The 25345-nt window shown below is 33.6% G+C and carries 23 protein-coding genes and 1 tRNA gene; 14 read left to right on the top strand and 10 right to left on the bottom strand.

The window, feature by feature from the left end:
• The 7 genes from PQ462_RS22270 to PQ462_RS22240 all read right to left on the bottom strand — a co-directional run bounded on the left by PQ462_RS22270 (position 1) and on the right by PQ462_RS22240 (position 9892).
• A complete protein-coding gene (locus PQ462_RS22270; protein WP_274251628.1) occupies positions 1 to 1116 on the bottom strand; it encodes a D-TA family PLP-dependent enzyme in 1116 nt (371 codons plus the stop codon).
• A gap of 3 nt (positions 1117 to 1119) precedes the next feature.
• Entirely contained in the window at positions 1120 to 1767 is a 648-nt protein-coding gene (locus PQ462_RS22265; RefSeq protein WP_274251627.1) for an aldolase, read from the bottom strand.
• A gap of 9 nt (positions 1768 to 1776) precedes the next feature.
• Positions 1777 to 2808 (bottom strand): sugar kinase, encoded by a 1032-nt coding sequence (locus PQ462_RS22260; protein WP_274251626.1) that lies wholly within the window; start codon positions 2806 to 2808, stop codon positions 1777 to 1779.
• Positions 2809 to 3174: 366 nt separating this feature from the next.
• Positions 3175 to 3642 carry a RidA family protein gene (locus tag PQ462_RS22255; protein ID WP_012022757.1) on the bottom strand — a complete coding sequence of 156 codons (468 nt, stop codon included), beginning with the start codon at positions 3640 to 3642 and terminating at the stop codon, positions 3175 to 3177.
• 4 nt (positions 3643 to 3646) lie between these two features.
• On the bottom strand, positions 3647 to 4966 hold the full coding sequence (locus PQ462_RS22250) for a GntP family permease (protein WP_274251625.1): 1320 nt from the start codon (positions 4964 to 4966) through the stop codon (positions 3647 to 3649).
• A gap of 206 nt (positions 4967 to 5172) precedes the next feature.
• The gene (locus tag PQ462_RS22245) at positions 5173 to 6702 is read right to left on the bottom strand and encodes a SusD/RagB family nutrient-binding outer membrane lipoprotein (RefSeq protein WP_274251624.1); all 1530 of its coding nucleotides are present in this window, start codon (positions 6700 to 6702) and stop codon (positions 5173 to 5175) included.
• A 34-nt stretch (positions 6703 to 6736) separates the two neighbouring features.
• Positions 6737 to 9892, bottom strand: a complete 3156-nt coding sequence (locus PQ462_RS22240; protein WP_274251623.1) for a SusC/RagA family TonB-linked outer membrane protein — start codon at positions 9890 to 9892, stop codon at positions 6737 to 6739.
• A 235-nt stretch (positions 9893 to 10127) separates the two neighbouring features.
• On the opposite strand from PQ462_RS22240, the gene PQ462_RS22235 reads away from it, so the two are divergent.
• Positions 10128 to 10895 carry a nitrilase family protein gene (locus PQ462_RS22235; RefSeq protein ID WP_274251622.1) on the top strand — a complete coding sequence of 256 codons (768 nt, stop codon included), beginning with the start codon at positions 10128 to 10130 and terminating at the stop codon, positions 10893 to 10895.
• Here the strand turns inward: PQ462_RS22235 and PQ462_RS22230 are convergent.
• Complete coding sequence (locus tag PQ462_RS22230) at positions 10892 to 12580, bottom strand: Ig-like domain-containing protein (RefSeq protein WP_274251621.1); 1689 nt, start codon at positions 12578 to 12580, stop codon at positions 10892 to 10894. The genes PQ462_RS22235 and PQ462_RS22230 overlap by 4 nt on opposite strands.
• 194 nt (positions 12581 to 12774) lie before the next feature.
• On the opposite strand from PQ462_RS22230, the gene PQ462_RS22225 reads away from it, so the two are divergent.
• The 8 genes from PQ462_RS22225 to PQ462_RS22190 all read left to right on the top strand — a co-directional run bounded on the left by PQ462_RS22225 (position 12775) and on the right by PQ462_RS22190 (position 19872).
• Positions 12775 to 13755 carry a hypothetical protein gene (locus PQ462_RS22225; protein WP_274251620.1) on the top strand — a complete coding sequence of 327 codons (981 nt, stop codon included), beginning with the start codon at positions 12775 to 12777 and terminating at the stop codon, positions 13753 to 13755.
• Positions 13715 to 16075 (top strand): hypothetical protein, encoded by a 2361-nt coding sequence (locus tag PQ462_RS22220; RefSeq protein WP_274251619.1) that lies wholly within the window; start codon positions 13715 to 13717, stop codon positions 16073 to 16075. Before PQ462_RS22225 ends, PQ462_RS22220 begins: the two co-directional genes overlap by 41 nt.
• Before the next feature lie 9 nt (positions 16076 to 16084).
• On the top strand, positions 16085 to 16489 hold the full coding sequence (gene mce / locus PQ462_RS22215; RefSeq protein ID WP_274251617.1) for a methylmalonyl-CoA epimerase: 405 nt from the start codon (positions 16085 to 16087) through the stop codon (positions 16487 to 16489).
• A gap of 146 nt (positions 16490 to 16635) precedes the next feature.
• Positions 16636 to 16709 (top strand) — tRNA-Ile (locus tag PQ462_RS22210).
• Positions 16710 to 16924: 215 nt separating this feature from the next.
• Complete coding sequence (locus tag PQ462_RS22205) at positions 16925 to 17329, top strand: helix-turn-helix domain-containing protein (protein ID WP_274251616.1); 405 nt, start codon at positions 16925 to 16927, stop codon at positions 17327 to 17329.
• Between the two features lie 125 nt (positions 17330 to 17454).
• Complete coding sequence (locus PQ462_RS22200; protein ID WP_274251615.1) at positions 17455 to 18186, top strand: hypothetical protein; 732 nt, start codon at positions 17455 to 17457, stop codon at positions 18184 to 18186.
• Between the two features lie 42 nt (positions 18187 to 18228).
• On the top strand, positions 18229 to 18645 hold the full coding sequence (locus PQ462_RS22195; RefSeq protein WP_044047453.1) for a very short patch repair endonuclease: 417 nt from the start codon (positions 18229 to 18231) through the stop codon (positions 18643 to 18645).
• Between the two features lie 3 nt (positions 18646 to 18648).
• The gene (locus PQ462_RS22190) at positions 18649 to 19872 is read left to right on the top strand and encodes a restriction endonuclease (protein WP_274251614.1); all 1224 of its coding nucleotides are present in this window, start codon (positions 18649 to 18651) and stop codon (positions 19870 to 19872) included.
• On the opposite strand, the gene dcm is transcribed toward PQ462_RS22190, so the two are convergent.
• The gene (gene dcm / locus PQ462_RS22185) at positions 19856 to 20845 is read right to left on the bottom strand and encodes a DNA (cytosine-5-)-methyltransferase (RefSeq protein WP_012022741.1); all 990 of its coding nucleotides are present in this window, start codon (positions 20843 to 20845) and stop codon (positions 19856 to 19858) included. The two genes, PQ462_RS22190 and dcm, sit on opposite strands and share 17 nt — an antisense overlap.
• Before the next feature lie 524 nt (positions 20846 to 21369).
• On the opposite strand from dcm, the gene PQ462_RS22180 reads away from it, so the two are divergent.
• The gene (locus tag PQ462_RS22180) at positions 21370 to 21582 is read left to right on the top strand and encodes a hypothetical protein (RefSeq protein ID WP_274251613.1); all 213 of its coding nucleotides are present in this window, start codon (positions 21370 to 21372) and stop codon (positions 21580 to 21582) included.
• A 34-nt stretch (positions 21583 to 21616) separates the two neighbouring features.
• On the opposite strand, the gene PQ462_RS22175 is transcribed toward PQ462_RS22180, so the two are convergent.
• The gene (locus PQ462_RS22175; RefSeq protein WP_012022739.1) at positions 21617 to 22207 is read right to left on the bottom strand and encodes a riboflavin synthase; all 591 of its coding nucleotides are present in this window, start codon (positions 22205 to 22207) and stop codon (positions 21617 to 21619) included.
• Positions 22208 to 22264: 57 nt separating this feature from the next.
• On the opposite strand from PQ462_RS22175, the gene pdxA reads away from it, so the two are divergent.
• The 4 genes from pdxA to PQ462_RS22155 all read left to right on the top strand — a co-directional run bounded on the left by pdxA (position 22265) and on the right by PQ462_RS22155 (position 25337).
• Positions 22265 to 23314 carry a 4-hydroxythreonine-4-phosphate dehydrogenase PdxA gene (pdxA, locus tag PQ462_RS22170; protein ID WP_012022738.1) on the top strand — a complete coding sequence of 350 codons (1050 nt, stop codon included), beginning with the start codon at positions 22265 to 22267 and terminating at the stop codon, positions 23312 to 23314.
• Positions 23315 to 23419: 105 nt separating this feature from the next.
• Positions 23420 to 23962 (top strand): YceD family protein, encoded by a 543-nt coding sequence (locus PQ462_RS22165; protein ID WP_012022737.1) that lies wholly within the window; start codon positions 23420 to 23422, stop codon positions 23960 to 23962.
• A gap of 9 nt (positions 23963 to 23971) precedes the next feature.
• A complete protein-coding gene (gene rpmF, locus PQ462_RS22160; protein WP_008465217.1) occupies positions 23972 to 24166 on the top strand; it encodes a 50S ribosomal protein L32 in 195 nt (64 codons plus the stop codon).
• Between the two features lie 172 nt (positions 24167 to 24338).
• On the top strand, positions 24339 to 25337 hold the full coding sequence (locus tag PQ462_RS22155) for a beta-ketoacyl-ACP synthase III (RefSeq protein WP_012022736.1): 999 nt from the start codon (positions 24339 to 24341) through the stop codon (positions 25335 to 25337).
• Positions 25338 to 25345: the final 8 nt, after the last annotated feature.

Genomic DNA, 25345 nt, shown 5'->3' with positions numbered 1-25345 from the left:
TTATATACTAATTTCTCTGCTTCGGGCCGCAACTTTCCACTGATCACAAATTTGATGTCCTTTATTTACAACCTGAACAGCATCATAAAGTGCGCAGGTAGGGCAGACATGATAAGGAAGCGCATAAATAGTGTCACCAATTTTATACTCGTTTTTTCCTCGGTTTTCCAAAATCAAATGTTCTTCAGAATGTGCTGTAGGAATCAGATTTTCATCATTTAAAATCACCAATCGTTTATCGATTGGATTTTCTGAAGAAACGGCTTTGTAGCCAATATCAATACAAAGCGTAGAATTTGTTGGTTTTGAAATGATGGTTCCAACGATTACCAAAGCAGGTTTAAAATTTTGTTCCGGTAAATTAGATTGATAATTAAAATCCCAAAAAACAAAAGTTCCAGGACTGCATTCTACGTTTTCCTGAGCTGCATAAAAAGGAAATGTATTAGAACCTCCGGCAACAATTTTTAATTCGTAACCCAGTTTTTGCCCAATCGCTTCTGCTTTTTCTTTTATTTCAGAAAATGAGTTTGAAGCTGTATTGGTTCGTTCTTCAACGGTTCCTTTTAAATGACCGTCGTAAATATGAATGCCTTCAAAATGAAGATTTTTTAACTTAACAATTTTATCAATTAAAGCTGTCCAATCTTGTAAAATGGAGAATCCGGTTCTGTTCATTCCGGTATTTAAATCCAGATAAACATTCAGTTTCAGGCTGTTTTCTTTAGCAGTTTCATTTAAGGCTTTCGCCGATTCCAAATTGTCGACAATAGTCGAAAAATAAGTATCCGGATATTTTTGAAGCAGCGAAATCCATCTTTCCTTTTTAATTCCAACAGGCTGATAAGCGAGAAGAACATCTGGAATTTCGTGAATTGCTGCAAGTTCAGCTTCGGCAATTGTGGCACATTTTATCTTTTTGATATTATAGATTTTAAACAATTCCAGAATTTCGCCAATCTTATGTGTTTTAATATGAGGTCTTAGTTTTTGTGTGTCACCGCTTACTGAGCCAATAAGACGCTCCAGATTAAACCGGATACGATCTTCGTAAACAGCTAAAAACGGCGTATCAATTAAGATATCAGATTTAATTTTCCACCAATTTTCTTCCATAACTTAGTTTCTTGTTTTTTCTACTACTTCAATTAAATTTTGAAAAGCCTGCAGCGCTTCTTCATAATTTAAATTCAAAAGCATTTCTTTTGAAAATAAATTTGAACCAATTCCAACGCATACCACTCCAGATTTAAACCATGATTTTAAATTGCTTTCTTCAAGAGTTACGCCTCCTGTGGGCATTATTTTTAAATTTGGGAAAGGCGCTCTTATTGCTTTTACATATCCCGGTCCGCCAATTTTATCAGCCGGAAAAAGTTTTACTACTTCGGCTCCCAGTTTGTTGGCATGAAGAATTTCATTTAAGGTTGCGGCACCGGGAATCCAGTAAATATTGTTTTTAAAACAATAATTGCCAATTTCCAGATCAGTGTGCGGACAGATAATACAATCTGCGCCCAATTGATGATAAGTTTCGGCATCGGCTACACTTAAAATAGATCCCACCGCTATTTTTACATCTAAATTGTTTTCTTTTTTAAAAGCTGTCATTTGTGCAAAAACTTCTTTTGCATTATCTGCACGAGCTGCGAACTCGATAATTTTTATGCCAGCATCAGCCGCTGATTGCAATACGATTTGGGCTGTTTGGATATTGATTTGGGTTACTAACGGAAGTACACCTTGCGTTTTTAAAATGCTGTACATATTATTTTTTTATCTGTTAATTCTATTGCTTGAACCATTTTTAATAAAATGACGTATTTCGTCCAGAGTGCTTATGGCAAAATCTCCGTGTATACTTTGTTTGATTACACCGCAGGCTGTGGCCCATTCGATACATTCCTGAGTGGATAATTTATTGGATAATCCGTATAGTAATCCGGCATTAAAAGCATCTCCGGAACCAATTTGGTCTGTTACAATGTGTATTTTATGTTCCGGCGTTTGGTAAAAATTGCCTTCATGCATCAATAAGCCTTTGTATAAATGTGCCGGCCCGTCTGATTTTCTAAAACTCATGGCAAGTGTTTTTAGAAAAGGCATTTTTGCTTTTAATAATTCGAAGGTTTTTTGAAAACGTGCTGCATCAGATTCATTTTTATCGGTTTTGATTCCGAAGTAAATTTCAATTGCGTCTAAGTCGGCAACGGTTATAGTGCTGTATTGTAATAAATCGGGCATAATTTCAGACGGATGTTTTCCGTACTGCCATAATTTTGATCTGTAATTAAAATCAGAAGAAATAGGTAAACCTTTTTTATGCGCTGTCAAAATTGCTTCTTTACAAGCCAGACCTGCTTCGTTTGAAACTCCCGGACTTATTCCTGACCAGTGAAAATGCGTAACATCTTCTAAAACTTCATTCCAGTTAATTTGATCTTTTTGAATCGTTGCAAAAGACGAATTGCTTCTGTCGTAAATAACCTGCGATTGTCTGATTTGATTTCCGGATTCGACAAAATATAAGCCCAAACGTTCCCCGCCATAAACACATTTTGAAGTATTGACTTTGTATTTTTGAAGTTCGTTTAAACCCAGTTGTGCCAGATCGTTTTGGGGCAATCGGCTGATATAATCGGTTTGGATTCCGAGCTGCGAAAGTAAAACACAAACATTGGCTTCGGCACCGCCAACATGAACCTTTATTTCATCTGCCTGCGTAAACCGGTTTCCATTGGCAACATTCATCCGAAGTAATAATTCTCCAAATGCGGCTATTCTTGTTTGTGAGGTAATTTTATTCATTGTTGTCTTTTTTTTGCCACAGATTTTTATTGATGAACGCGGCGCTTAATTTTTAACACATAGAAACATAGTTTTTGAAAGTGTTGAAAAAGGCGTTTCACTTGCATTAATTCACATAATCACTATGTTTTAAAAGCTGGCTTTTTTTGTTATTCTTTATCAAGTAAAAAATCTATGTTTCTATGTGTTTAATTTTTTTTGCCACAGATTATACAGATTAAAATTAAGCAGCATCTAAAAAATAATCCTTTTTAATCTGTATAATCTGCGGCCTACATTTTTAACGTAACCACAGACTTAGAATCAAAGTATTTCCTTAACCAATACAGATTACTCTTTAATCGTTATCGTCTGTGGTCTAATTTTTTAGAATAATTCGAAAACAGCTTCAACTTCAACAGGAATATTGTCTGGCAATGAACCCATTCCTACGGCGCTTCTTACTCCAATTCCGTTTTCTTGTCCCCAGACTTCAGCAAATAATTCACTGCAGCCGTTTATTACATACGGATGTCTTAAAAAATCGCCGCTGCAATTGACCATTCCTAAAACTTTTATGACTCTTTTTACTTTATTCAGGCTTCCAAAATTGGTTACAATTGTAGAAAGCATGGTTAAACCCACTTGTCTTGCGGCTAATTTTCCTTCTTCGATATCCATATCATCGCCAATTCGGCCAATGATTAAAGATTTGTCATCTCTAACCGGCCCGTGACCAGAAAGGTATAAATATTTACCATCAACTAAATAGGGTTTGTATATGCCTAAAGGCTGAGGCGCCGGCGGTAAAGACAAACCAAGAGTTTCAAATTTTTCTTGAGGTAATAAATTCATGATATTAATGTATTATAGAGTTTAAAATAAAAACGAAAATGATGCCTAAAACAGATACTAAAGATTCCATGACGGTCCAGGATTTAAAAGTGTCTTTTAGGCTGATATTAAAATATTCTTTGAACATCCAGAAGCTTGGGTCGTTTACGTGTGAGCACATTAAACTTCCGGCACCAACGGATAAAACCAATAAGTTAGGATCTAGTCCTGTGGTTTGCAGTAAAGGAAGCAGAACGCTGGCGGTCATTAATCCGGCGGCTGTAGCAGAGCCCACACAAACGCGAATAATCGCTGCCATTATCCATGCCAATAAATAAGGATGAATGTTTATTTGTGTTAAGGCTCCAACTATAGTTTCGTTTACACCGCTTACAATCATAACTTCTTTTAAACCTCCGGCTCCGCCCACAATTAATACAATTAAAGCAACATCTTTTATAGCAGCTGCATAATCATCCATAACAGAGGTAATGCTTCGGTTCATTCTGAGTCCTAAAGTGTAGGTGCAGATAAGTAAAGAAATCAGCATAATCATGCTTGGTTCTCCTGCCGTTTTGCAAATATTTTCTACTGTTTCATTTTTTATGAAAATGGGTAATATTGAAGTGAGCGTTAATCCAAAAACGGGAAATAAAGCAGAGAATAAACTAAGTGAAAAACTCGGAAGTTTACTGTGGTTTACCACTTCTTCAACATTTAAAATTTCATGATCTGATTCGGTTTTGATGTTTTTAAGCAGATTTGAAAACAACAAACCGGCAATAAAAATGGTTGGGACTGCAATTATAATTCCGTAAACCAGAACAAGCCCAATATCAGCATTTAAAATACTGCTCAATGCCATTGGTGACGGATGTGGGGGCAAAAAACCGTGTGCTACTGAAAGCGACGCCAGCATTGGAATTCCCAGATATACTTTTGAAAGTTTGAACTGATGGGCTACTGAGAAGATTAGTGGTACTAACAAAACAAATCCAACACTATAAAATAGAGGTATCCCAACAATAAATCCGGTAATCATTAAGCCGAGTCGAACGTATTTTCTGCCCGTCCATCCCATAACTGTTTTGGCAATGACATTGGCGGCGCCTGATGAAACGGTAAGTTTACCAATGCAGGTTCCGAAAACAATAATCAGCGTAATAGATCCTAACATTTCGCCTAAACCTTTTTGAACAGTTTGTGACAAAGTGTTTATTGGCAGGCCTAAAAACAGACCTGCTAATAAAGCTGTTATGATAAAGGCAATAAACGGATTGATTTTAAGCCAAGCTATTTGAATGATTAAAAACGCAATGCATGCCGTAAGAATTAAAATGCTCATTTATCTTTTATTATTAACCCGTTGAGAGTAATTCGTGAAAATTTTATTAAACACATAGTAACATAGATTTCTTTACTTGAAGCAGGAGTTTAAAAAAGCCAGCTTTTAACACATAGATGCTATGTATGTTAATGCAAGTGAAACGCCTTTCAACACTTTCAAAAACTATGTCTCTATGTGTTTAATTACGCCAACGGTTATTATTTTTATTTATCCCACCAGATTCTTGTTGTAAAAGCATCTTCGCCCTGACGCTTAACTGCTTCTGCTAAGTTAGCTGAATTCACTGAATATTCGCTGGTTGGATATTTTAAACGTCTTGGTATTGTGCCATTTGTAACGTTTCCAGGGAAATTTACAGGAGTTAAAACTGGGTATCCGGTTCTTCTCCAATTGGCATAAATTTCTTGTTCATCTACAAATAATGCTATGTAAATCTGCGTATGAATCTGGTTCATTTTGGCTTCAAAACTTCCGGCTGCATTATACGGATTCGCGGTTAAATAAACCGTTGCATCCGGAATAGTATAAGCGGAACCATAAATCCCCATGTTTAAGAAAGAAGCTTTTACACCTTTTTCATATAAATCTTTATCCGTTTCATTGGTGTACCATCCTCTTGCCGCAGCTTCGGCTAAATATAAATTGGTTTCAGCATTGCTGATAAGTACAAGCGGTGCGTCATATTTAAAAACGGTACTTTGGTTAGGTTCAGAATACGTTCCTTGTTCTGCGGCACTTGGAGCTGTTTTGGTTCCGTTAGGAAAACCTTTTTGAACGGCAAGGCTTGTGTTTTGTGAACCTCCCTGCCAAACTCCTGCATAAACACTGATTCGAGGATCGGCAGTTGATTGCAATAAATCGATAAATGTTTTAGCCAGTTTACCGCCTTCAACATTTTTTTGTCCAAAAGACCCCGCTGTAAAATCTTGTCTTCTGGCATCAAAACCAACCGGATTTCGATTAAAATCATTTGGCCCGTCAGTATATTTCATGATTGCATTATCTGTTCCGTTTAAAATTACACCGCCGGCAATCGCTTTAGTAACCCATGATTGAGATAGGGCAGGATCGACTTTAGATAATCTTAAACCTAGACGAAGCATTAAAGAGTACGAGAATTTTTTCCACTTAGATACATCTCCGTCATAAATAAAATCAGATTTTCCGAAACTTGATTTTGCCGGATCTAATCCTGCAGCAGCTTCATCTAATTCTTTTAATAAATCTTTGTAGATAAACTCCTGGCTATCGTATTTTGGAAGGAAAACCTGTGTGCTGTTGGCTTTCGCTGCTTCAGAATACGGGATGTCTCCATATAAATCAGTTAGTTTATGATACAAATATGCTTTCCAGATTCTGGCAATATTAAGTCGGTTACTGTCGTTTGGACTGTTTTTTAAAGCATCGATTACGATTTGTGTTTCATTTATACCAGTTGGATACGCCTGATTGAAATAAGCCGAAAAATATACTTCATTGTTTAAATATTTATCTCCAACCCCAGAAGCTTCTTTATATGTAGCATAATGCTGCAATAAACCGCCGCATTCCAAAATATTGGTAAAGAAGTAATTATTGTTTAATCCGTCAAGCTGTGCTTTACTGAAAACAAAATTCGGATTTGGTTTGTCTACTGAATTTGGGTTCGTATTAATTTCTTCAAAATCTTTGGTACAGGATGCCATACTTCCTAAAAGTATTCCTGTAATATATAATATGGTTAACTTTTTCATGTCTTTTAATTTAAAAATTAGAGATAAAACGAGTTTAAAATTTGACATTTAAACTTAAACCGAAACTTCTGGTTTTTGGCACTCCAAATTGTTCTACACCCTGCGCATTTCCTGCGCTGAATACAGATTCTGGATCTACGTTTGGTGTTTTCTTATAAAGAATGAATAAGTTTCTGGCCACAAATGAAATTGAAGCTCCCTGAAGTTTTGATAATCCTTTTATTTTTTCAATCGGTAATTGATAACCCAGAATGATTTGTCTCAGTTTAATGAAGCTGGCATCATAAACAAAAGTTGAAGATATGTTTCTTAAACCGTCATAATACGTTCTTAAGTTTTCTGGCGCGATAACCATATCAACCGGATTTCCGTTTGTATCTACACCTTTAATTGGTAAACCGCTTTCACGACCTTCAAGAGTTAGTTTCGTTAAACCCATACGAGTTCCGTATAAATCAGTTCCAGAGTATAAACTTCCTCCAAATTTACCATCGATTAAAAAGCTGAATGAAATGTTTTTGTATTTAAACTCATTACTGATTCCCGCTCCCCAAGGATGAACTCCCTGTCCTAATTCTTCAAGAGGACCCTGAGCAATTGTTGCCGAACCGCCGCTTACATTGTAAACCGTGTTTCCATTAGCATCTTTACGAGGTCTGTATCCTTTGATTATACTGTACGGACGACCTACATCACTTGTAATTGTAACATATCCGTTTACGGAAGTTGCCATTGTAATAGAACTTAACTGATCTGTAAGAGCTTCAACTGTATTTTCGTTATAAGAACCATTTAAACTGGCATCCCAGGAAAAGTTTTCTGAATTGATAATTTTACCGCTAAGTAAAAACTCAACTCCTTTGTTTCTCATTTTTCCAAGATTTAATAATGCGGTATTAGCTCCCGAAGCATTAGAGATTGTAGTTTCTACAATATCATTTGTTGTAGCGCGATTGTACCAGGCAAAATCAAGATTTAAACGATTATTGAAAAATCCTAAATCAGTTCCAACTTCAAAAGTGGTTGAAGTCAACGGACTTAAAGTTGAATTAGGAACTCTCGAACTTGTTGGTCCTTGTAACTGTTGTCCGTTATGTCCACCCTGAATCATTGAATACGACTGATTCAATGCATAGGGATCCGGAGTTGCTCCTCCAACCTGTGCCCAAGAAGTTCTTAGTTTGGCAAATGAAACAAATTCAGGCATTTTTACAATATCCGATACGATAATACTTGTTCCAACAGATGGGTAAAATACCGTATTGTTGTCTTTAGAAAGTGTCGAGAACCAATCCTGACGACCTGTAAAGTTTAGGAAAACAACATTTTTATAATCTAAATCTACTGCGCCGTAAACAGAATTTGTTTTTGTTTTTCCGTACGGATATGTATAAGTAAGCGTAGATAAATTGCTTAAAGCATAAAAATTATCCAATACAAAATTAGATCCTTCAAATCTTGTTTCATCTCGCAGAGTGGTACGTGAGTTTACACCAGCCAAAGCATTTAAAGAGAAATTGCCGTAAATGTTTTTCTTAGTATAATTAAGAATGGCTTCTGTATTTAAATTTGATAATTTCGCTTTTTGACCTTGTGCATATCCAACCGGATTGTTAAGAGTTGTTTTTGGGATGTATCCAAAGAAATCATAATCAGTATAATCCTGTCCGATTCTTCCCTGTAAAAATAATTCAGGAGTAAAGTTTAACTTTACATTCAACATTCCTATGAAACGGTTTTTGGTGTCTTTGTTTTTAATTTTATTTACCACAAAATAAGGGTTTGTCGCTACAGCAACCGGATTCCATGCTTCTTCAACACCATTTTCATCATATCCGGGAGCAAGATTTCTAATGTCAACTGTATTAGCAATCATGTACGTTCCCCAGTTTGGATTTGCTTCAGCATCTGAAACAGTAACCCTGTTGTTTGATTTTTCGTTGTTATACTGTGCAACAACATCAAACTTTAACCATTCTGTCATGTTTACATTTCCGGCAATATTTACACTTTTTCTGTTAAAATCTGAGTTAGGAACAACAGATTGGTTGTCTGTGTTTGAAAAAGATAAACGTCCCGCTGCTTTTTCATTTCCGCCAGATAAAGCAATAGAATTAATAAATGTTGTTCCGGTTTCGTAGAAATTTTTAATATTATTTTTTTGCGGAGAATACGGTCTTGCTACGCCATCAAACTGCACAACATCGCTTCCGTCCATTTTAGCGCCCCACGACCAGCGCCCGGCTGCTATAGCTTCAGACTGATTAATTGGTTTTTTACCGTTTGATCCTGATCCGTATTCGTACTGCCAGTCTGGAAAAATAGACGGCGTTTCAAAAGTAAATGACGTATTGTAATCAACTCCAATTCCTTTTTGAGCAGCACCTATTTTGGTCTGAATCAAAATAACTCCATTTGCCGCATTTGCACCGTATAATGCTGCAGCGGTTCCGCCTTTTAAAACGGTTATGGTTTTAATATCGTCAGGGTTTATTACAGAAGTTCCGTCTCCACGGTCCACATTGATTCTTGTAGATCCGGGACCATTTCCAATTCCCGGTAAATTAAGTTGTGTGTTGTCGATTGGTAAATCGTTCACTACATACATCGGCTGGTTGTTTCCGTTTAGCGAACCATTTCCTCTTATTACAACACGGCTTGATCCGTTTGGTCCTGTTGCTGTGCTGCTCACGTTAACACCTGCAATTTTTCCAACTAAGGCATTGGCAATATTAGTTTCTTTGGCTTTTGTAAATTCAGTTCCTTTAAGTTCTGTTACTGCATAGGCAACTGCTTTTGTGCTTTTTTTAACTCCCAGAGCGGTTACCAAAACCTGATCTAGTACATTTTCCGCAGGTTTTAAACTAATAACTAAATTGGTTTTCTGGTTCAGGTTAAATTCTAAAGTTCCGTAACCCATATACGAAATCACGATTTGTTTTTCATTTTCAGGAACATTGAGTCTAAATTTTCCTGTTTCATCTGTTATCGTCGCTATTTTAGTACTGCTTTTGGCATAAATTGTTGCGCCGGCAATAGGCATTCCATCATCCTGACCTATTACCTGGCCGGTTATCTCAATCTGATTGCTGTTTTGTTGAAAGACATGCATTTTAATTGCAGCTTCTTTTGCATTTGCTGAGAAGATCATCCCCCCAATTAATGCCAATGAAATAAGCTTTGTTTTCATAATAGTTTGGTTTTCATGTTTTTTTTGGTTTTTTATTGGCGAATCAAATATATAGATTTATTTTTCACAGTTGCATTTTTTTTGCAATAAATGCATTTTTTTTGCAATAAATTTTATTCAAGTATTTTTATAATCCAAAAAAGCTAAGGTTTTAAAGGGTGTTTTGAGAAAATTTTGCAGAATGTGTTTTTTAGGTAAAAAATAATTTTTAGTTGAAAATTCGTATTTTTGGAAAATGAAAATTGCACTTATTCAATCCGATCTTTATTGGGAAGACATTCCGGCAAACAGAAAAAACTTCGAATCGAAAATAAATCAAATCGATTCGCAGGTAAATTTGATCGTACTTCCCGAAATGTTTTCGACAGGTTTTACAATGAATCCTTCTGCTGTTGCCGAAACAATGCAGGGTGAAACTATTTTGTGGATGAAAGAAATGGCGAAGAAAAAAAATAGTGCCCTGACAGGAAGTCTGGTAATTACTGAAAACGGGAACTATTATAACCGAATGTTTTTTGTGTTTCCGTCTGGAGAAATCCAGCATTATGATAAACGCCATTTGTTTTCACTGGCTGGAGAAGATAAATTCTACACTGCAGGAACAGAAAAAGTAAATGTAAATTATCTCGACTGGAAAATTTGTCTGCAGGTTTGTTACGATTTAAGATTTCCTGTTTTTGTTCGAAATGTAGAAAATTACGATTTACTTTTATACGTTGCCAATTGGCCAAAAGTGCGTACTAATGCCTGGGATGCTCTGCTAAAAGCACGCGCAATCGAAAATTTGAGTTATGTTGTTGGTGTAAATCGTGTTGGTTTAGATCATCATAATTATGAGCATACCGGTCACTCGCAGGTTATAGACTTTTTAGGCAATTACATTCTTGAACCACAAGAAACCGAAGATGTTTTTGTGGTTGATTTAGATAAAAATGAAATGTTGGAAACAAGAAAAAAACTCGATTTTCTAAGTGATAAAGATGTTTTTGAAATTAAGATTTAGAAAGCTTTTCGTTTCTTTTCTTCATCTTTTCTCTTTTTCAGATCTTCTTTTTTCTCTACATCAGGGTTGTATGGAATGCTTACATCAAAAGTTTGCTGCCAGTCCCAATTAGTCCTAACATCAAAACTTTCTTGCAGATAAGTGACTTCTTCGGCATATTTTTTTTCTAAAAAATTTCCAGTATCATATATTTTATTCTTATTGTCATCATATATTACTCTAACTGTAAAAGAATTTGGTTCTATATGGTTAAATTCTAGTTTGGTTTCTCCTTCTGAGTAGGCGCTTGCCAGCACTTGATCGCCTTTTTTATTGGTTATCTCAACAATTATCGGGAAACGTTTTACATTTTTTAAAGTCAATACTAAATTTCCATAATCCTCATATTCTTTTGTGCTTAACTTGTATGATAAAGTGTCATTTGTTTTATCATAAAAATCAGTCAGTGCTCCGGGAAAAAATGTAAAATTATATTTCTGAAGAGGTTCCCTCTTGAAATCAATATACAGTTTTTGGTCAAGTTCATCATATTCTGTAGTAAAATCGACAGCAGCAGAATCCTTGTTGATTAATTTAATTTTTGATTTGTCAAATTTAACCAATGGAGTTTCAGTATCTAAAGTAAATCGGTCTCTAAAATTAATAACTCCGTTTTGAACCGCTTTAATGTTCAAAGTGTCCTTTTTCTGGTCTTTAATCTTAAAAGAGAATTTTTTGTTATAAGTATCTTTTGTAACTTCTAACGATAATGAATCTGCTTTTAGTGGTTTGTACCATATTTGAAGCGAATCTTTTTTAGGAAACTGCGTTACAATTGTTTCTAAAGTTTCACCATTGTTTTTAAGTACAATAGTGGGTTTGTTAAGTTTAAAATTCTGTTTGCCTTCATACGGAAGAAGCAGCCTGTTGCCAGAAGCTTGTATTGGCTTAAAAGCCTTTAATGGAAGTGTTTCCTTAAATAAGCTTAATTCAAACAAAGTATCATTTGGAACCGTGATAAAGTGTTTGATAAAACCTATTTTATCATCTTTTGGGTTGTATTTATTATTGTTTGATTTGTCTTTTAAAGCTACCAAAAGATATTTTCCTTCTTTTAAATTTTCGAATTTAAAAGTTCTCATACTATCTAAAGTATTGGTAATGTAGCGCGGAAATTCTTTGTAAATAACAGAATCTTTGTATTTGTCATTGGCTTCATAAAGCATTACCGAAACAAAATTATCTACATTTTTTGCATAAGCATCTTTAATTTTTCCGCCAAGAGTAAGAGAATCGATGTAAGGCCCAGTTGAGAAAATATATTTAAACTGGTTTAATGCATTACCTTCATTATTATCGGCAATACTTTCACCAAAATTAAAGCTGTAAGTTGTATTAGGCAGTAAAGTATCTTTTATTTTTATGTTTATAAATTTACTTACTCCGGTTGGTGTAATCAGCGGCTCATATTTCATTGGAGGAGAAATAATCAGCTGCTTGTTAAGATTTTTTAATTTGATGTATTCATCAAATACCAAATTAATTTCATTTCCTTTAAAATCAGTAGTAAAGTTTTTTGGTGCACTCGAAACCAAAACCGGTGCCAGTGTATCTTTTAATCCGCCGGTAATGCTGCCTCTTTTTGCGCAGCTCATCATTAATAATACCAATAAAAATGAAATATATTTGAATTTGCTTTTAAACATAGCGGTTTTTGAATTTGATTGCACAAAATAACAATTATATTTGCTTTAATTGAAATTTTTTATCCATTTATTAGGATTTAGCAACTCATATATTTTTGCATTTTTTAGAATTCAAAATCTCTTATGTGATATAATTTCTTACTTTTGAATTAAATTAATATCACTTCGTTTTGGTTAAAAGTTTTTTTTGGGTTTTGTTATTTCTTTTTCTGACAGCATGCAGTAAAAAAGAACAGCCGATAATTTCTTTTTACTATTGGAAAACCAACTTAAAATTTTCTGAAACAGAAAAGACTGCTTTAAAAGATAATGATGTGCATAAACTGTATATCCGTTATTTTGATATTGGACTTCATCCTCAAACACAAAAGCCATTTCCGATAAGCCCGGTTCATTTTTATGAAGACATGAAGGAGTTTGAAGTTGTTCCCGTTGTTTTTATTCAAAATAAAGTGATGCTGGATAAGAATCTTGATATTGAAGATCTGGCCGAAAAAACACTTCATTTAGTTACTGAAATCAATAACAAGAATAAAATTAATTGTGCCGAAATTCAAATTGACTGCGACTGGTCTTTGAACAGTAAAGATAATTATCTTAAATTTATTGAACAGATTAAAAAGCTTTCGAAGAAAAAACTTTCGGCCACCATTAGACTTCATCAGGTGAAATATTTTAAGAAAACTAAAATTCCAAATGTAGATAACGGTGTTTTGATGTTTTATAACATGGGAAGTATAGCGCCAGATTCGCTGAATTCTATTTACAGCCGAAAAATTTCTGAACGTTATCTTAAAAGTTTAAAGAAATATCCGCTTCATCTCGATTATGCACTGCCTATTTATTCGTGGGCGATTCATATTAGAAATCAAAAAGTTTTAGGGCTTCGTTCGAAACTGAATTTCAGCGAACTTAAAAAAGATAAAAACTTCGAGCAGATAAGTCCGATATTTTTTAAAGTCAGACAATCTAATTACAAAAATGGTGTTTATTACGAAGAAAATGATCTCTTGAAAACAGAGACTATTTCTCCAGACGATTTAAAAGAAATGGCTGAGGATTTAGATGATAATAAAGCTCAGTCTCCAAAAGAAATTATATTTTACGATTTAGACGAATTCAATTTAAATAATTATGAAAAGAATATTTTTAAGCAGGTTGTTTCTTGGTTTTAGTGCAGCTTTCCTTTTTGTGTACGGAATAATTTATGCCTGCGCTGATGGCGACTGGGATTATTTTGGCGCGTACAGTTCTAATTTTACCCCTGAAACTTTTGCAGACAAATCCTATTCGCCTTTGTTTTTGTCGGGCGGTATTTTCTACGGAATTGGTTTTGATACCCAGCATAATTCCCGTTTTAATAAAAACATAAAATCAGATTGGGCAGATTATCTTAAAGGAAAAGTAGATACGACGACAGTTAATTATTTTTTAATTGGAGACGAAAAACCAAGATATTATTCCGATGATAAAAATACGATCAAAAACAAAGAAGAAATCACAGATCTTCATGTGTACTATAGAAACAAAAAAGAAAATGCATCATCTTTAAAATGGGGAAAAAAGATTCCGTTGAAAGATGAAAAAGTAAAAAGCTTTGTTGAATTCTTGTATCTGGCACAAAAAATTGAAACCGTTTCAATTGGTAAAGATTATTGGAGTTATGAGCCAGTTGTGGCAGAAACTTTCAATGATGCCAAAATGATTCAGTCAATCGAGAATGTTTACAATACTATTTCAGACCCTTTTTTAAGAAACAGATATTGGTTTCTTACCATGAAAGCCCGTTTTTACAGTAACGATAAACAAAAAGCAATCGACTTTTTTAATAAAACAGAAAGTTCTGTGCCTAAAAATGTTTTGTATTACCGCGCGCTTGGGTATGTTGCAGGAATCAATTATAAACAAAAGAAATATGCCGCATCAAATTATTTGTATGCACAGGTTTTTGATAATTGTCCTGAATTAAGAGTGGTAACTGCTTATAGTTTTAGTCCAAAAAACGAAGCCGATTGGAATAAAGCGCTGACAATGGCAAAGAATAATAAAGAAAAAGCAGCGCTGTGGGCAATTCACGGATATTATAAAGATGAAAAACAAGCGATTGAAAAGATCTATGAATTAGATCCAAAAAGTGAGCACTTAAATTATCTAGGAACGAGATTGGTAAACAGGCTGGAAGAAACTATCAATAATTCGTTTCAGCAGGATGGCGGAGAAAATCAGCCGAAAAAACAACTTACAATAGCCGAAAATAAAACACAAAATCAGGTTAAAGTTGATAAAAAAGCACTGGATTTAATCGCAAAAATTTCGGCAGCAGGAAATACAGACCGACCATATTTATGGGATTTGTCTCTGGGATATTTACAGACGCTAAAAGGAGATTATGCTAATGCCGACAAGAATTTTGATAAGGCGGTAAAAACACTTCCTAAAACTGAATTGGCAGGAATGCAGCTTCGTTTATTACGTTTTGTAAACAACTTGAGCAAAATTGATAAACTAACAGATAAAAACGAAAAAACAATTCTGGCAGATTTGAATTGGTTATACAATGAACTTCCTAAAACATATAAAGGAGGAGAGTTTCGTTATCAAAATGCTTCTGCATGGAGCAAAAGCTATTTGTCGACACTTTATCGCGAAAAAGGAAATTTAGTTATGGCCGAGATTTTTGGCGAATCACGTTACAGTTATTGGAATGATGGAAATGTTTTTTATGATGATGAAAAAAATCTGCAAAGCATAAAAACATTTTTAGCGAAATCAAATAAAACCGAAATTGAAAATATTGGAGCAGGAATTTATAGTTTGAAGTTAAAAGACATTAATAACTTTCAGGCAGTTCAGGCGGCTTTTAAAAATAAAATCCCTGAAGCGATTGAATTTATGAAACAGACAGATTCAGTTCAGTATTATAAATTTTTAGGAAATCCATTTAACGGAAGTATTAAAGATTGTCACGACTGCGATCATGCAGCGTATCAAAAAAGAAAATATACCCAGATGGATTTCTTAACTACAATTAAAGAAATGCAGGACAAACTGGCTAAAAACGAAGACGTTTATACAAATAGTTTGTTGTTAGGAAACGCATTTTATAATATTTCTCATTTTGGAAACGGAAGAACTTTTTACGAGATTACTATAGTAGGTTATGGTTCAAGTCCATACTCGTTTAGAGATTCTATGAAAAAGATGATTACAGACTGCAGTGTTTCAAAAATGTATTATCAAAAAGCTTTGCAGGCTGCGACAACAAAAGAGCAGAAAGCAAAATGTGTGTACTTAATTTCGAAATGTGAACGAAACGAATATTATAATAATAAATACAACAGCGTAAGATATTGGTGGGATGCAAATGATGATAAAGTTAACTTTATAGCCTGGAACGGATTTAAAACGCTTCAGAAAGACTATTCAGACACCAAATATTATCAGGATGTAATTGCAGAATGCGGTTATTTTAATACTTATGTTAACCAATTATAATAAAATCAAATGGTAAACAAAATAGAACATATTGGAATTGCCGTAAAAAATATGGATGATGCAAATGTATTGTTCGAGAAATTATTGGGCGTTCCGTCATACAAAGAAGAAACGGTAGAAAGTGAAGGCGTTTTGACTTCTTTCTTTCAAACCGGAACAAACAAAATTGAGCTTTTGATGGCAACAAACCCTGAAAGCCCAATTGCAAAATTTTTAGAAAAGAAAGGCGAAGGAATTCATCATATCGCTTTTGATGTTGAAGACATCAATGCTGAAATTTCGCGCTTAAAAAATGAAGGATTTGTGCTGATAAACAAAGTTCCGAAGAAAGGAGCCGACAATAAACTAGTGGTTTTTCTGCATCCGAAGAACACAAATGGCGTTTTGGTCGAGCTTTGCCAGGAAATTAAATAAAAAAAGATGATTTTTTATTTTAAATAATCTATTGAAAATCAATCTTGTTTTTAAAACAAATAGGTTTAATTTAAATTAAATGAAAATCATGTCTTAAAATATTTGGAGTGAAGCAAAAATAGTAGTAATATTGCATCCTCTAAACCGGTCCTATAGCTCAGCTGGTTAGAGCACCTGACTCATAATCAGGTGGTCCCTGGTTCGAGCCCAGGTGGGACCACTTCTTTAGAATAGAAAGCCTTTACAGAAATGTAGAGGCTTTTTTTATGTTTGGTTATTAAAAAGATTGTGTAAATCTAATTTCTTTAGAAGAATAGTCTGTTTGGGATATGAATAATATCTTACAAAAGAATGTTTTGCAGGATATTTTTCTATCTTTGAAAAGCAGATCCAAAACAGCTTTATCTTTGAGCTTTTAGGGAATTTAATACTATTATGGAACAGAAAATACATCATGGAAGAAACGTAAAACGTTTTAGAGAAATGCTTAAAATAAAGCAAGAGGCATTGGCTTATGATTTAGGAGAAGATTGGAATCAAAAGAAAATTTCTATGCTGGAGCAGAAAGATGTAATCGAAGATAATCTGCTTAAACAAATCTCTGCAGTTTTAAAGATTCCTGTTGAAGCTTTTCAGAATTTTGATGAAGAGCAGGCGGTGAATTTAATTTCATGTAATTTCTCGGATAATGCTATGTTCAATAACAGAATAGAAGTTTTTAATAACAATCCAATTGAGGAAATAAAAAAACTTCACGAAGAAAAAATCGTTTTGTTCGAGCGAATGCTGAAAGAGAAAGATGAAATGATACAAAGACTTGAAAAACTAATAAATAAATAATTCATCAAATTAAGGCTCAGCTAATAAGCTGGGCTTTTTTTTGATCATTCTTTTTTATGTAGTATTATTCTTTAAAATGTCTACTTTTATGTTTTTCTTTTAAAGATTGATTAATAAAGCAAATCATGAAATTAGATCAAAGAGATAACGGTTATTTCATAACTTCAAAAAAAACATTTGAAGGAAAACCTGTTGATGCCGCTTTTGTAAAACAAGCTTTTGATTTTGCATATGAAATGGTTTATGGTGATGGATTTCATAGAATTAAAAGATCGGGCGGGCAGTTGAATCGCACGCCGTTGGAGATTTTTCAAAATACTTTTCAGGGAAAATTGGCAGAAATCATATTGCATGTAATTTTAAAACTCCAGAATATTGAAGTTGAAGTTCCTGATTTTAGTATACATGGAAAAGGAGTCTGGGATGAAACCGATTTAAAAGCAAACGGAAAATTTATTTGTGTAAAGTCGGCCGCTTTTTTTTCTAATCTTTTGCTTTTGGAAACAAAAGATTGGAATTCAGAAGGAATGTATATTCCGAATCATGATCTTTCGAAAACGGCTGTCTATGATTATTTTGTTTTGGCTAGAATTAAACCTGATATAAAATTTATTTTAAAAGATGCTGCTGAAAATAAAGAAAATTTATGGCAGGAAATTGAAAAAGCAGTTTGGTTTTATGACATTCCGGGTTGTTGTTCTGTAAAAACAATTCGGCACATAATTAAAAATCAATATGTTATTCCTAAAAATGCTTTGCTGAACGGAAGAACCAAGATGGATGCTGAAAATTATTATATTCAATCTGTAGATTTACATGATTTAAAAGATTTGTATTCGGGTTTAATAGAAAAATAGATTAAATTTATCATTCAAAGACAATTTAATCTTAAAAAAACGATGGATAATCTAACTCCTGAACAACGGAGAAAAAATATGCAGGCGATAAAAAGCACGGCTACAAAAGATGAGGTTCGTTTGGCTAAAGCTTTGTGGAAATTAGGGTATCGTTATCGCAAAAACAATAAAAAAATATTCGGTAAACCAGATTTGACTTTTGCCAATTATAAAATTGCCATTTTTATTGACAGCGAATTTTTTCACGGAAAAGATTGGGAAACACAGCAGCTTCGAATTAAATCGAATCGCGACTATTGGATTCCGAAAATCGAACGAAATATGAAACGTGATATTGAAGTCAATGAACATTTGCTTTCAAAAAATTGGAAAGTTTTACGGTTTTGGAGCAAAGAAATTCAAAAAGAATTAGAATCTTGCATCGAAAAAATTAGAGAAGAAATTGAACTTTCAAAATAAATAATGTTTCTACAAACGCAAACAAATCAAAATATCGAAAATTATACAAGTGCTTTAAAGGCAATTGGTGCATTTTCGAATTTGTTTAGTTCTTCAGACAAACCTTTTATTCAATACCGAGTTGCTGAAAATGCTTTTTGTAAAGCTTTTGGTGCTGATAATCTCGCACGTGCAGATGTTGCATACGATGCTATAATAAATGGCTGCGGGGTTGGTATTAAAACATTTGTATTATCCGGAAGTTCAAAAATTGAGAAGGTTGCAGAGTTTAATTCAAGAAGTTCTGAGCTTAGAATGCTAAAAGGTTTGGATCTGGCAAATAAACTAGCCGATTTTAGAAATGAAAGAATCGAATTTGCAGACCGACTTTATAATACTCAAAACAGAGTGTATCACATTATTGGCCGTGATAAATTATTGATTAAGGTTTTTGAAACTTCTTATGATTTAATCGATAAGAATTCAATTGAAATTCTGGAAGAGACAAAAAGTTCGCTTAAGTTTAAAGACGCTTTAAACGAATATAATTTTAATTTTTCCAAAAGCGTTTTAATGAAGCGCTTCATAATTCCTCTGGAATGTATAGAAATTAATGTTGAGATTTTAGAAGAACCAATTAACGTACTTTTAAATCTGGCACAGCCAAGTTTAAACAAACAAACTGATGCTGTAAAAGTAAAGCTTCAAAATGCTATTGGTTTGTTGACAGAAGAAGAACTGATTCCGTTTGTAGATTATGTTATCCTGCCTTTATATTCTCCCGAAGCCAAAAAGAAATTAAAAGAGCCAATTGTGCCTATAAAAAGCCAGTTGAATCAATGGAACGCAGGCGGAAGAAAAAGAGATCCGGGAGAGGTTTATATTTCGATACCTTCAAAAATAAGAAATAACGCTCCGGATTTTTTTCCAGAAAAAGACGTTATTTTTAATCTTAAAATTCCCAATGGTAAAGTTCTTTCAGCAAAAGTCTGCCAGGACGGAAGCAAAGCTTTGATGACAAATCCAAACAAAGCCATGGCCGACTGGATGCTTCGCGACGTTTTAATGCTCAACGAAAATGAAGTTCTGACTTATGACAAACTCAGAAAAATTGGTTACGACAGCGTAAAAATTACGAAATCAACAGAGCAAGACTATTTTATAGATTTTACAAAATTAGACGAATACGAATCTTTTATAGAAAAAATATCAGAAACTCAGGACGGACAGTTTAAGCTTTCTCTTTAGATTTTTTCGTTTTCTTCGATTCTACTTTTTCAAGTACTTTATAAATTTCAGATGCCAGTCTTTCAATTACAGGCATACTTACAGAGTTTCCAGCCTGTTTATACAAATGCGAATTTGAAATAGCAGGAAGTTTAAAATCATCAGGAAAACCCTGAAATCTAAAACATTCTCTTGGGGTTAGTTTTCTAAAACCAAAATCGGTTGTAATAAGCGGTACATTGTGGCCGCCGGTTCCCATATTGGCAGTAAGGGTAGGGCAAACGCTTGATTTGTTTTCACGAACATATTGTCGTCTAAACTGATAAATTCTATCCTTGTTTGTGATAGATTCTCTCAGCATATCGTACATGTATTTGTCTTCGTGATAATAAAATTTCTCGTCGACTTTTTCTTTGGTAATTAAATCCTTGATCGATTTGGTTAAGTCTTCTTTTTCAGGGAAATGAAACTCGAATTTATCATCTTTGATATAATCTTTGTCAAAAGCAACAATGAAAATTCTTTCTCTGTTATGAGGAATGTTTCCAAAATCTTTGGTGTTCAAAACTGCGCTGTCAAAAGTATAACCGCGTTTTCTGATTTCGTTTTCGATAACTTTGATAGTGTTTCCTTTGTCGTGCCCTTTTAGGTTTTTTACATTTTCAAGAAAAATAACATTAGGGCGCATTTCGTCTACAAAATCCAAAATTTTAAAGAAATGATTTCCTCTGCTGTCCTCAAAACCTTTTCGATAGCCCGCAACCGAAAATGGCTGACAGGGAAATCCTGCAGTTAAAATGTTTATTTTTTTAAGCGAAGTAACGTCCAGAGCCATTACATCACCTTCAATAAGATTATGTTCAAAATTATTTTTGTAGGTTATACAGGCATTTTTGTCAAATTCATTTGCCCATTCTAGTTCAAACCCCGCTTTTTTAAAACCCAAACATATACCGCCTACACCAGCATACAAACTTCCAACTGTTTTCTTCATTTATTATTTGTCCTGATTTAATGAAAAGACCTTTTTAGGTTCTCTTATAATTATGCAAATATATTAATTCGCGGACACTTGATCAATGTGATAATTTAAAAAGAAAAATGAGTCTGTTTTAAATGGAATTATTTACAGTTCTTTCTGACTTATTTAAATTTTGATATTTTTTCCGAAAAAAAAAATTTGATATTTTTTTAAAATTATAAAAACAAAGTGTATTTTTATACAAGTATGAATTTTAGGTAATAAATAATAGTAAAGCCCCGTTTAATAAGGTATTACAAAGAAAAAAGAAGATTTTATTTGTTGCTATACTGAATAAGATGAATAATAAAAAATCCGAATTACATTATAATACGTATGTTAAGGTTGTGAGGTCTTTTTAGTTATAAAGTTGTTTTTTTCTAAAAATCATATATTTTTGCCAAAGAATTTCCATGAAAGCGTCTTTTTTATGAGGAATTTGAATGAAAAATATTTGCCATTATTGTTATAGTATTGATTTTCAGCGCCCCAAGTTTATGAAGATAATAAGAATTATTTTTTTAGTATTTTTTCTAGTATTGAATGTGTCAAGTGTTTTGTCACAGCCACCTTGTCCAAGTTGTGGGCCAGACCCAGAAAATCCTTTAGAAGGTCCTATTGATGAAGATTTACCTTATTTAATTGCTGCCGGATTACTATTGGGTACAGCAGTTATATATCGAAATAAAATAAAAAAAGCTTCAATTTAAATTGAAGCTTTTTTTATGAAGTAAATTTTCTTTCTTATTTGTTTATCGAGTAAAGTCTCGAAATGTACTTTCCAACGACATCAAATTCTAAATTTATTTTTGTTCCAACTTTAAAATCTTTAAAGTTAGTGTTTTCAAAAGTGTAAGGTATTATCGAAACACTGAATTCGTTTGTTTGAGAATTTACAACTGTTAAACTTACTCCGTTAACAGTAATAGATCCTTTTTCGATAGTTATGTTGTTGAGGTTTTTATCGTATTCAAAAGTATAATTCCAGCTGCCGTTAGCTTCTTCTATCTTTGTACATACGCCAGTTTGGTCCACATGTCCCTGTACAATATGTCCGTCGAGACGGTCGCCAAGTTTCATTCCTCTTTCCAGATTTACAATATCGTTTACTTTCCAGTCGCCAATATTGGTCTTTAAGATTGTTTCTTCGATTGCAGTAACAGTATAAAAAGAATCTTTTATAGCAACTACTGTAAGGCATATTCCATTATGCGATACACTTTGGTCAATTTTTAATTCGTTTGTAATTGATGAGTCAACTGTAACGTGTAAGTTGTTTTTATCTTTTTGTATTTCGTGAATCCTTCCAAGGGTTTCAATAATTCCTGTAAACATTGTGGTTTTATTTTACTAAATTTGCACATCAAAATTAGTAATAAATAAGCTGAGCTCATGAATAAAAAAGCAGAAAATATAATTGTTGGAATTTCAGTAGGAGATTTAAACGGTATTGGAAGCGAAGTTATACTAAAAACATTCGAAGATTCAAGAATGTTAGAATTGTGTACACCGGTTATTTTCGCAAATGCTAAAATACTTTCTTTTGTTAAAAAAAGTTTTACATCTACGGTTCAATTTCATGGTGTAGATAAATTAGATCAAATTATTCCGGGAAAAGTAAATGTTTATAACCTTTGGAAAGAAGGAGTAGATATTAATTTTGGAACTAATGATGAGAAAATTGGAGAATATGCAATAAAATCGTTTGTTGCGGCTACAAAGGCTTTAAAAGAAGATCTGATTGATGTTTTGGTTACGGCGCCAATTAATAAATACAATATTCAGTCAGAAGATTTTAAATTTCCCGGACATACAGATTATTTAGATCAGGAGTTAGAAGGAAATGCACTGATGATGATGGTTCAGGATAATCTAAGAGTTGGATTGTTGACAGATCATGTGCCGTTAAATCAAGTTTCTTCTCATTTAACAGAAGAATTAATAGTTAGAAAAATCGAAACTATTAAAAAATCTTTGATTCAGGATTTTAGTATCGTAAAACCAAAAATTGCAGTTTTAGGATTAAATCCGCATTGTGGAGACGGTGGTGTAATTGGAAAAGAAGACGATTTAGTTTTAAAACCTGTTTTGAAAAAAATATTTGACAGCGGTACTTTGGTTTTTGGACCTTTTTCTGCAGATGGATTTTTTGGAAGCGGACAATATGAGAAATATGATGCTGTTGTGGCGACTTATCACGATCAGGGATTAATACCTTTTAAAACATTGTCGTTTGGTAAAGGAGTCAACTATACAGCGGGATTAAATAGAGTGAGAACTTCGCCGGATCATGGTACAGGTTATGATATTGCCGGAAAAGACATGGCAGATTTCAACTCGTTTAAAGAAGCCGTTTATCTGGCATTGGATATTTTTCGCTCGCGTAATCAGTATGAGGAGATTAGCGAAAAACCTCTAAAAATAAAAGAAAAACAGTTATAAACAAAAAAAGGTCAATAAGATTATTAGATTTATAATAATTTTATATCTTTGCACCCCAATTCAGATATGTAGTTTTGTATTTGGATTGTACAAATTGATGTTGAAATGAGCAAATCAAAAGAATTTTTAATTCCTTTCGTAGGATTAAAGCTGGGAAAACACCATTTTGAATATCAAATAGATAACACGTTCTTTAAGGACTTTGAATACGATGAGTTTCAAAGTGCAGATATTAAAGTCGATTTGATTTTCGATAAGAAAAGCAATATGTTAGAGTTAGAATTCAAACACAAAGGAACCGTAAATGTACCTTGTGATCTAACAAGCGAAGATTTTGATCTTCCTTTAAAAGGGAAAATGAAATTAATTGTACGCTTTGGAGATGAATTTAACGATGATAATGAAGAATTGTTGATTTTGCCGCATGGAGAACATGAATTAGATGTGTCACAATACATTTATGAAATGATTGCACTTTCAGTGCCCCAAAAAAGAATTCATCCGGGAGTTAAAGACGGTACATTACAAACCGAAGCTTTAAACAAACTAAATGAATTAAGCGTAAAAGAACAAAAGGAAGAGAGTAAACAAGAAGAAGATATTGACCCGCGTTGGGAAAAATTAAAGAAACTATTAACGGATAAATAATATAGTAAAATGGCACATCCTAAGAGAAAAACCTCGAAAACAAGAAGAGATAAGAGAAGAACACACTATAAAGCTACTGTAGCTCAAATCGCTACATGTCCTATTACAGGTGAAGCACATTTATACCACAGAGCTTACTGGCATGAAGGTAAAATGTACTACAGAGGGCAAGTTGTTATCGATAAATCTGAAGCGGTTGCTTAATACGTTTTTGTAAATTATACTAGAACTCTCACATAGTGAGAGTTTTTTTTGTTGGTTATAATTTTTGTTTTTTAAGAAAATACAGGCAAATTCGTTTTAATTTTTTTTGTAATTTTCGAGTCTTTTAAAAATTTTTCAAATACTAATATTTGAAAGGAAATAATAGAATATAATGAATACAATCACAGCCGCAATTACCGCTGTTGGAGGCTACGTTCCAGACTTTGTGCTTTCAAACAAAGTGTTGGAAACAATGGTAGATACCAATGACGAATGGATTACCACTCGTACAGGAATTAAAGAAAGAAGAATTCTTAAAGATGCTGATAAAGGTACATCTTACCTTGCCATACAAGCAGCACAGGATTTAATAGCAAAAGCTAATATCGATCCTCTTGAAATTGATATGGTTATTATGGCAACTGCAACACCAGATATGATGGTAGCTTCAACAGGAGTTTATGTTGCAACAGAAATTGGAGCTGTTAATGCATTTGCATACGATTTGCAGGCAGCTTGTTCAAGTTTCTTATACGGAATGTCTACTGCTGCGGCTTATGTACAATCTGGAAGATATAAAAAAGTTCTTTTAATTGGTGCCGATAAAATGTCATCAATTGTAGATTACACAGACAGAGCAACTTGTATTATTTTTGGTGATGGAGCAGGAGCAGTTTTGTTTGAGCCAAATTACGAAGGTCTTGGTCTGCAAGACGAATATTTAAGAAGTGATGGTGTAGGACGCGATTTTCTTAAAATACCAGCTGGAGGATCTTTGATACCAGCTTCAGAAGATACTGTAAAAAACAGACAACACAATATTATGCAGGATGGTAAAACAGTTTTTAAATATGCTGTAACCAATATGGCTGATGCCAGCGAACTAATCTTGCAAAGAAACAATTTAACGAATCAGGATGTTGATTGGTTAGTGCCTCACCAGGCAAACAAACGCATCATCGATGCAACTGCAGGAAGACTAGAGTTAGAAGAGTCTAAAGTGCTAGTTAATATCGAAAGATATGGTAATACAACTTCAGGAACATTACCTTTGGTATTAAGCGATTTTGAAAATCAATTCAAAAAAGGAGATAATATTATTTTAGCAGCATTTGGAGGTGGATTCACTTGGGGATCTATTTACCTAAAATGGGCTTACGATAAGAAATAAATTAAAAC

Origin of the sequence: Flavobacterium sp. KACC 22758, from assembly GCF_028736135.1 — a bacterium.
GTDB classification, from domain to species: Bacteria; Bacteroidota; Bacteroidia; order Flavobacteriales; family Flavobacteriaceae; genus Flavobacterium; species Flavobacterium johnsoniae.
This window is presented reverse-complemented; position numbering and strand designations above follow the sequence as displayed.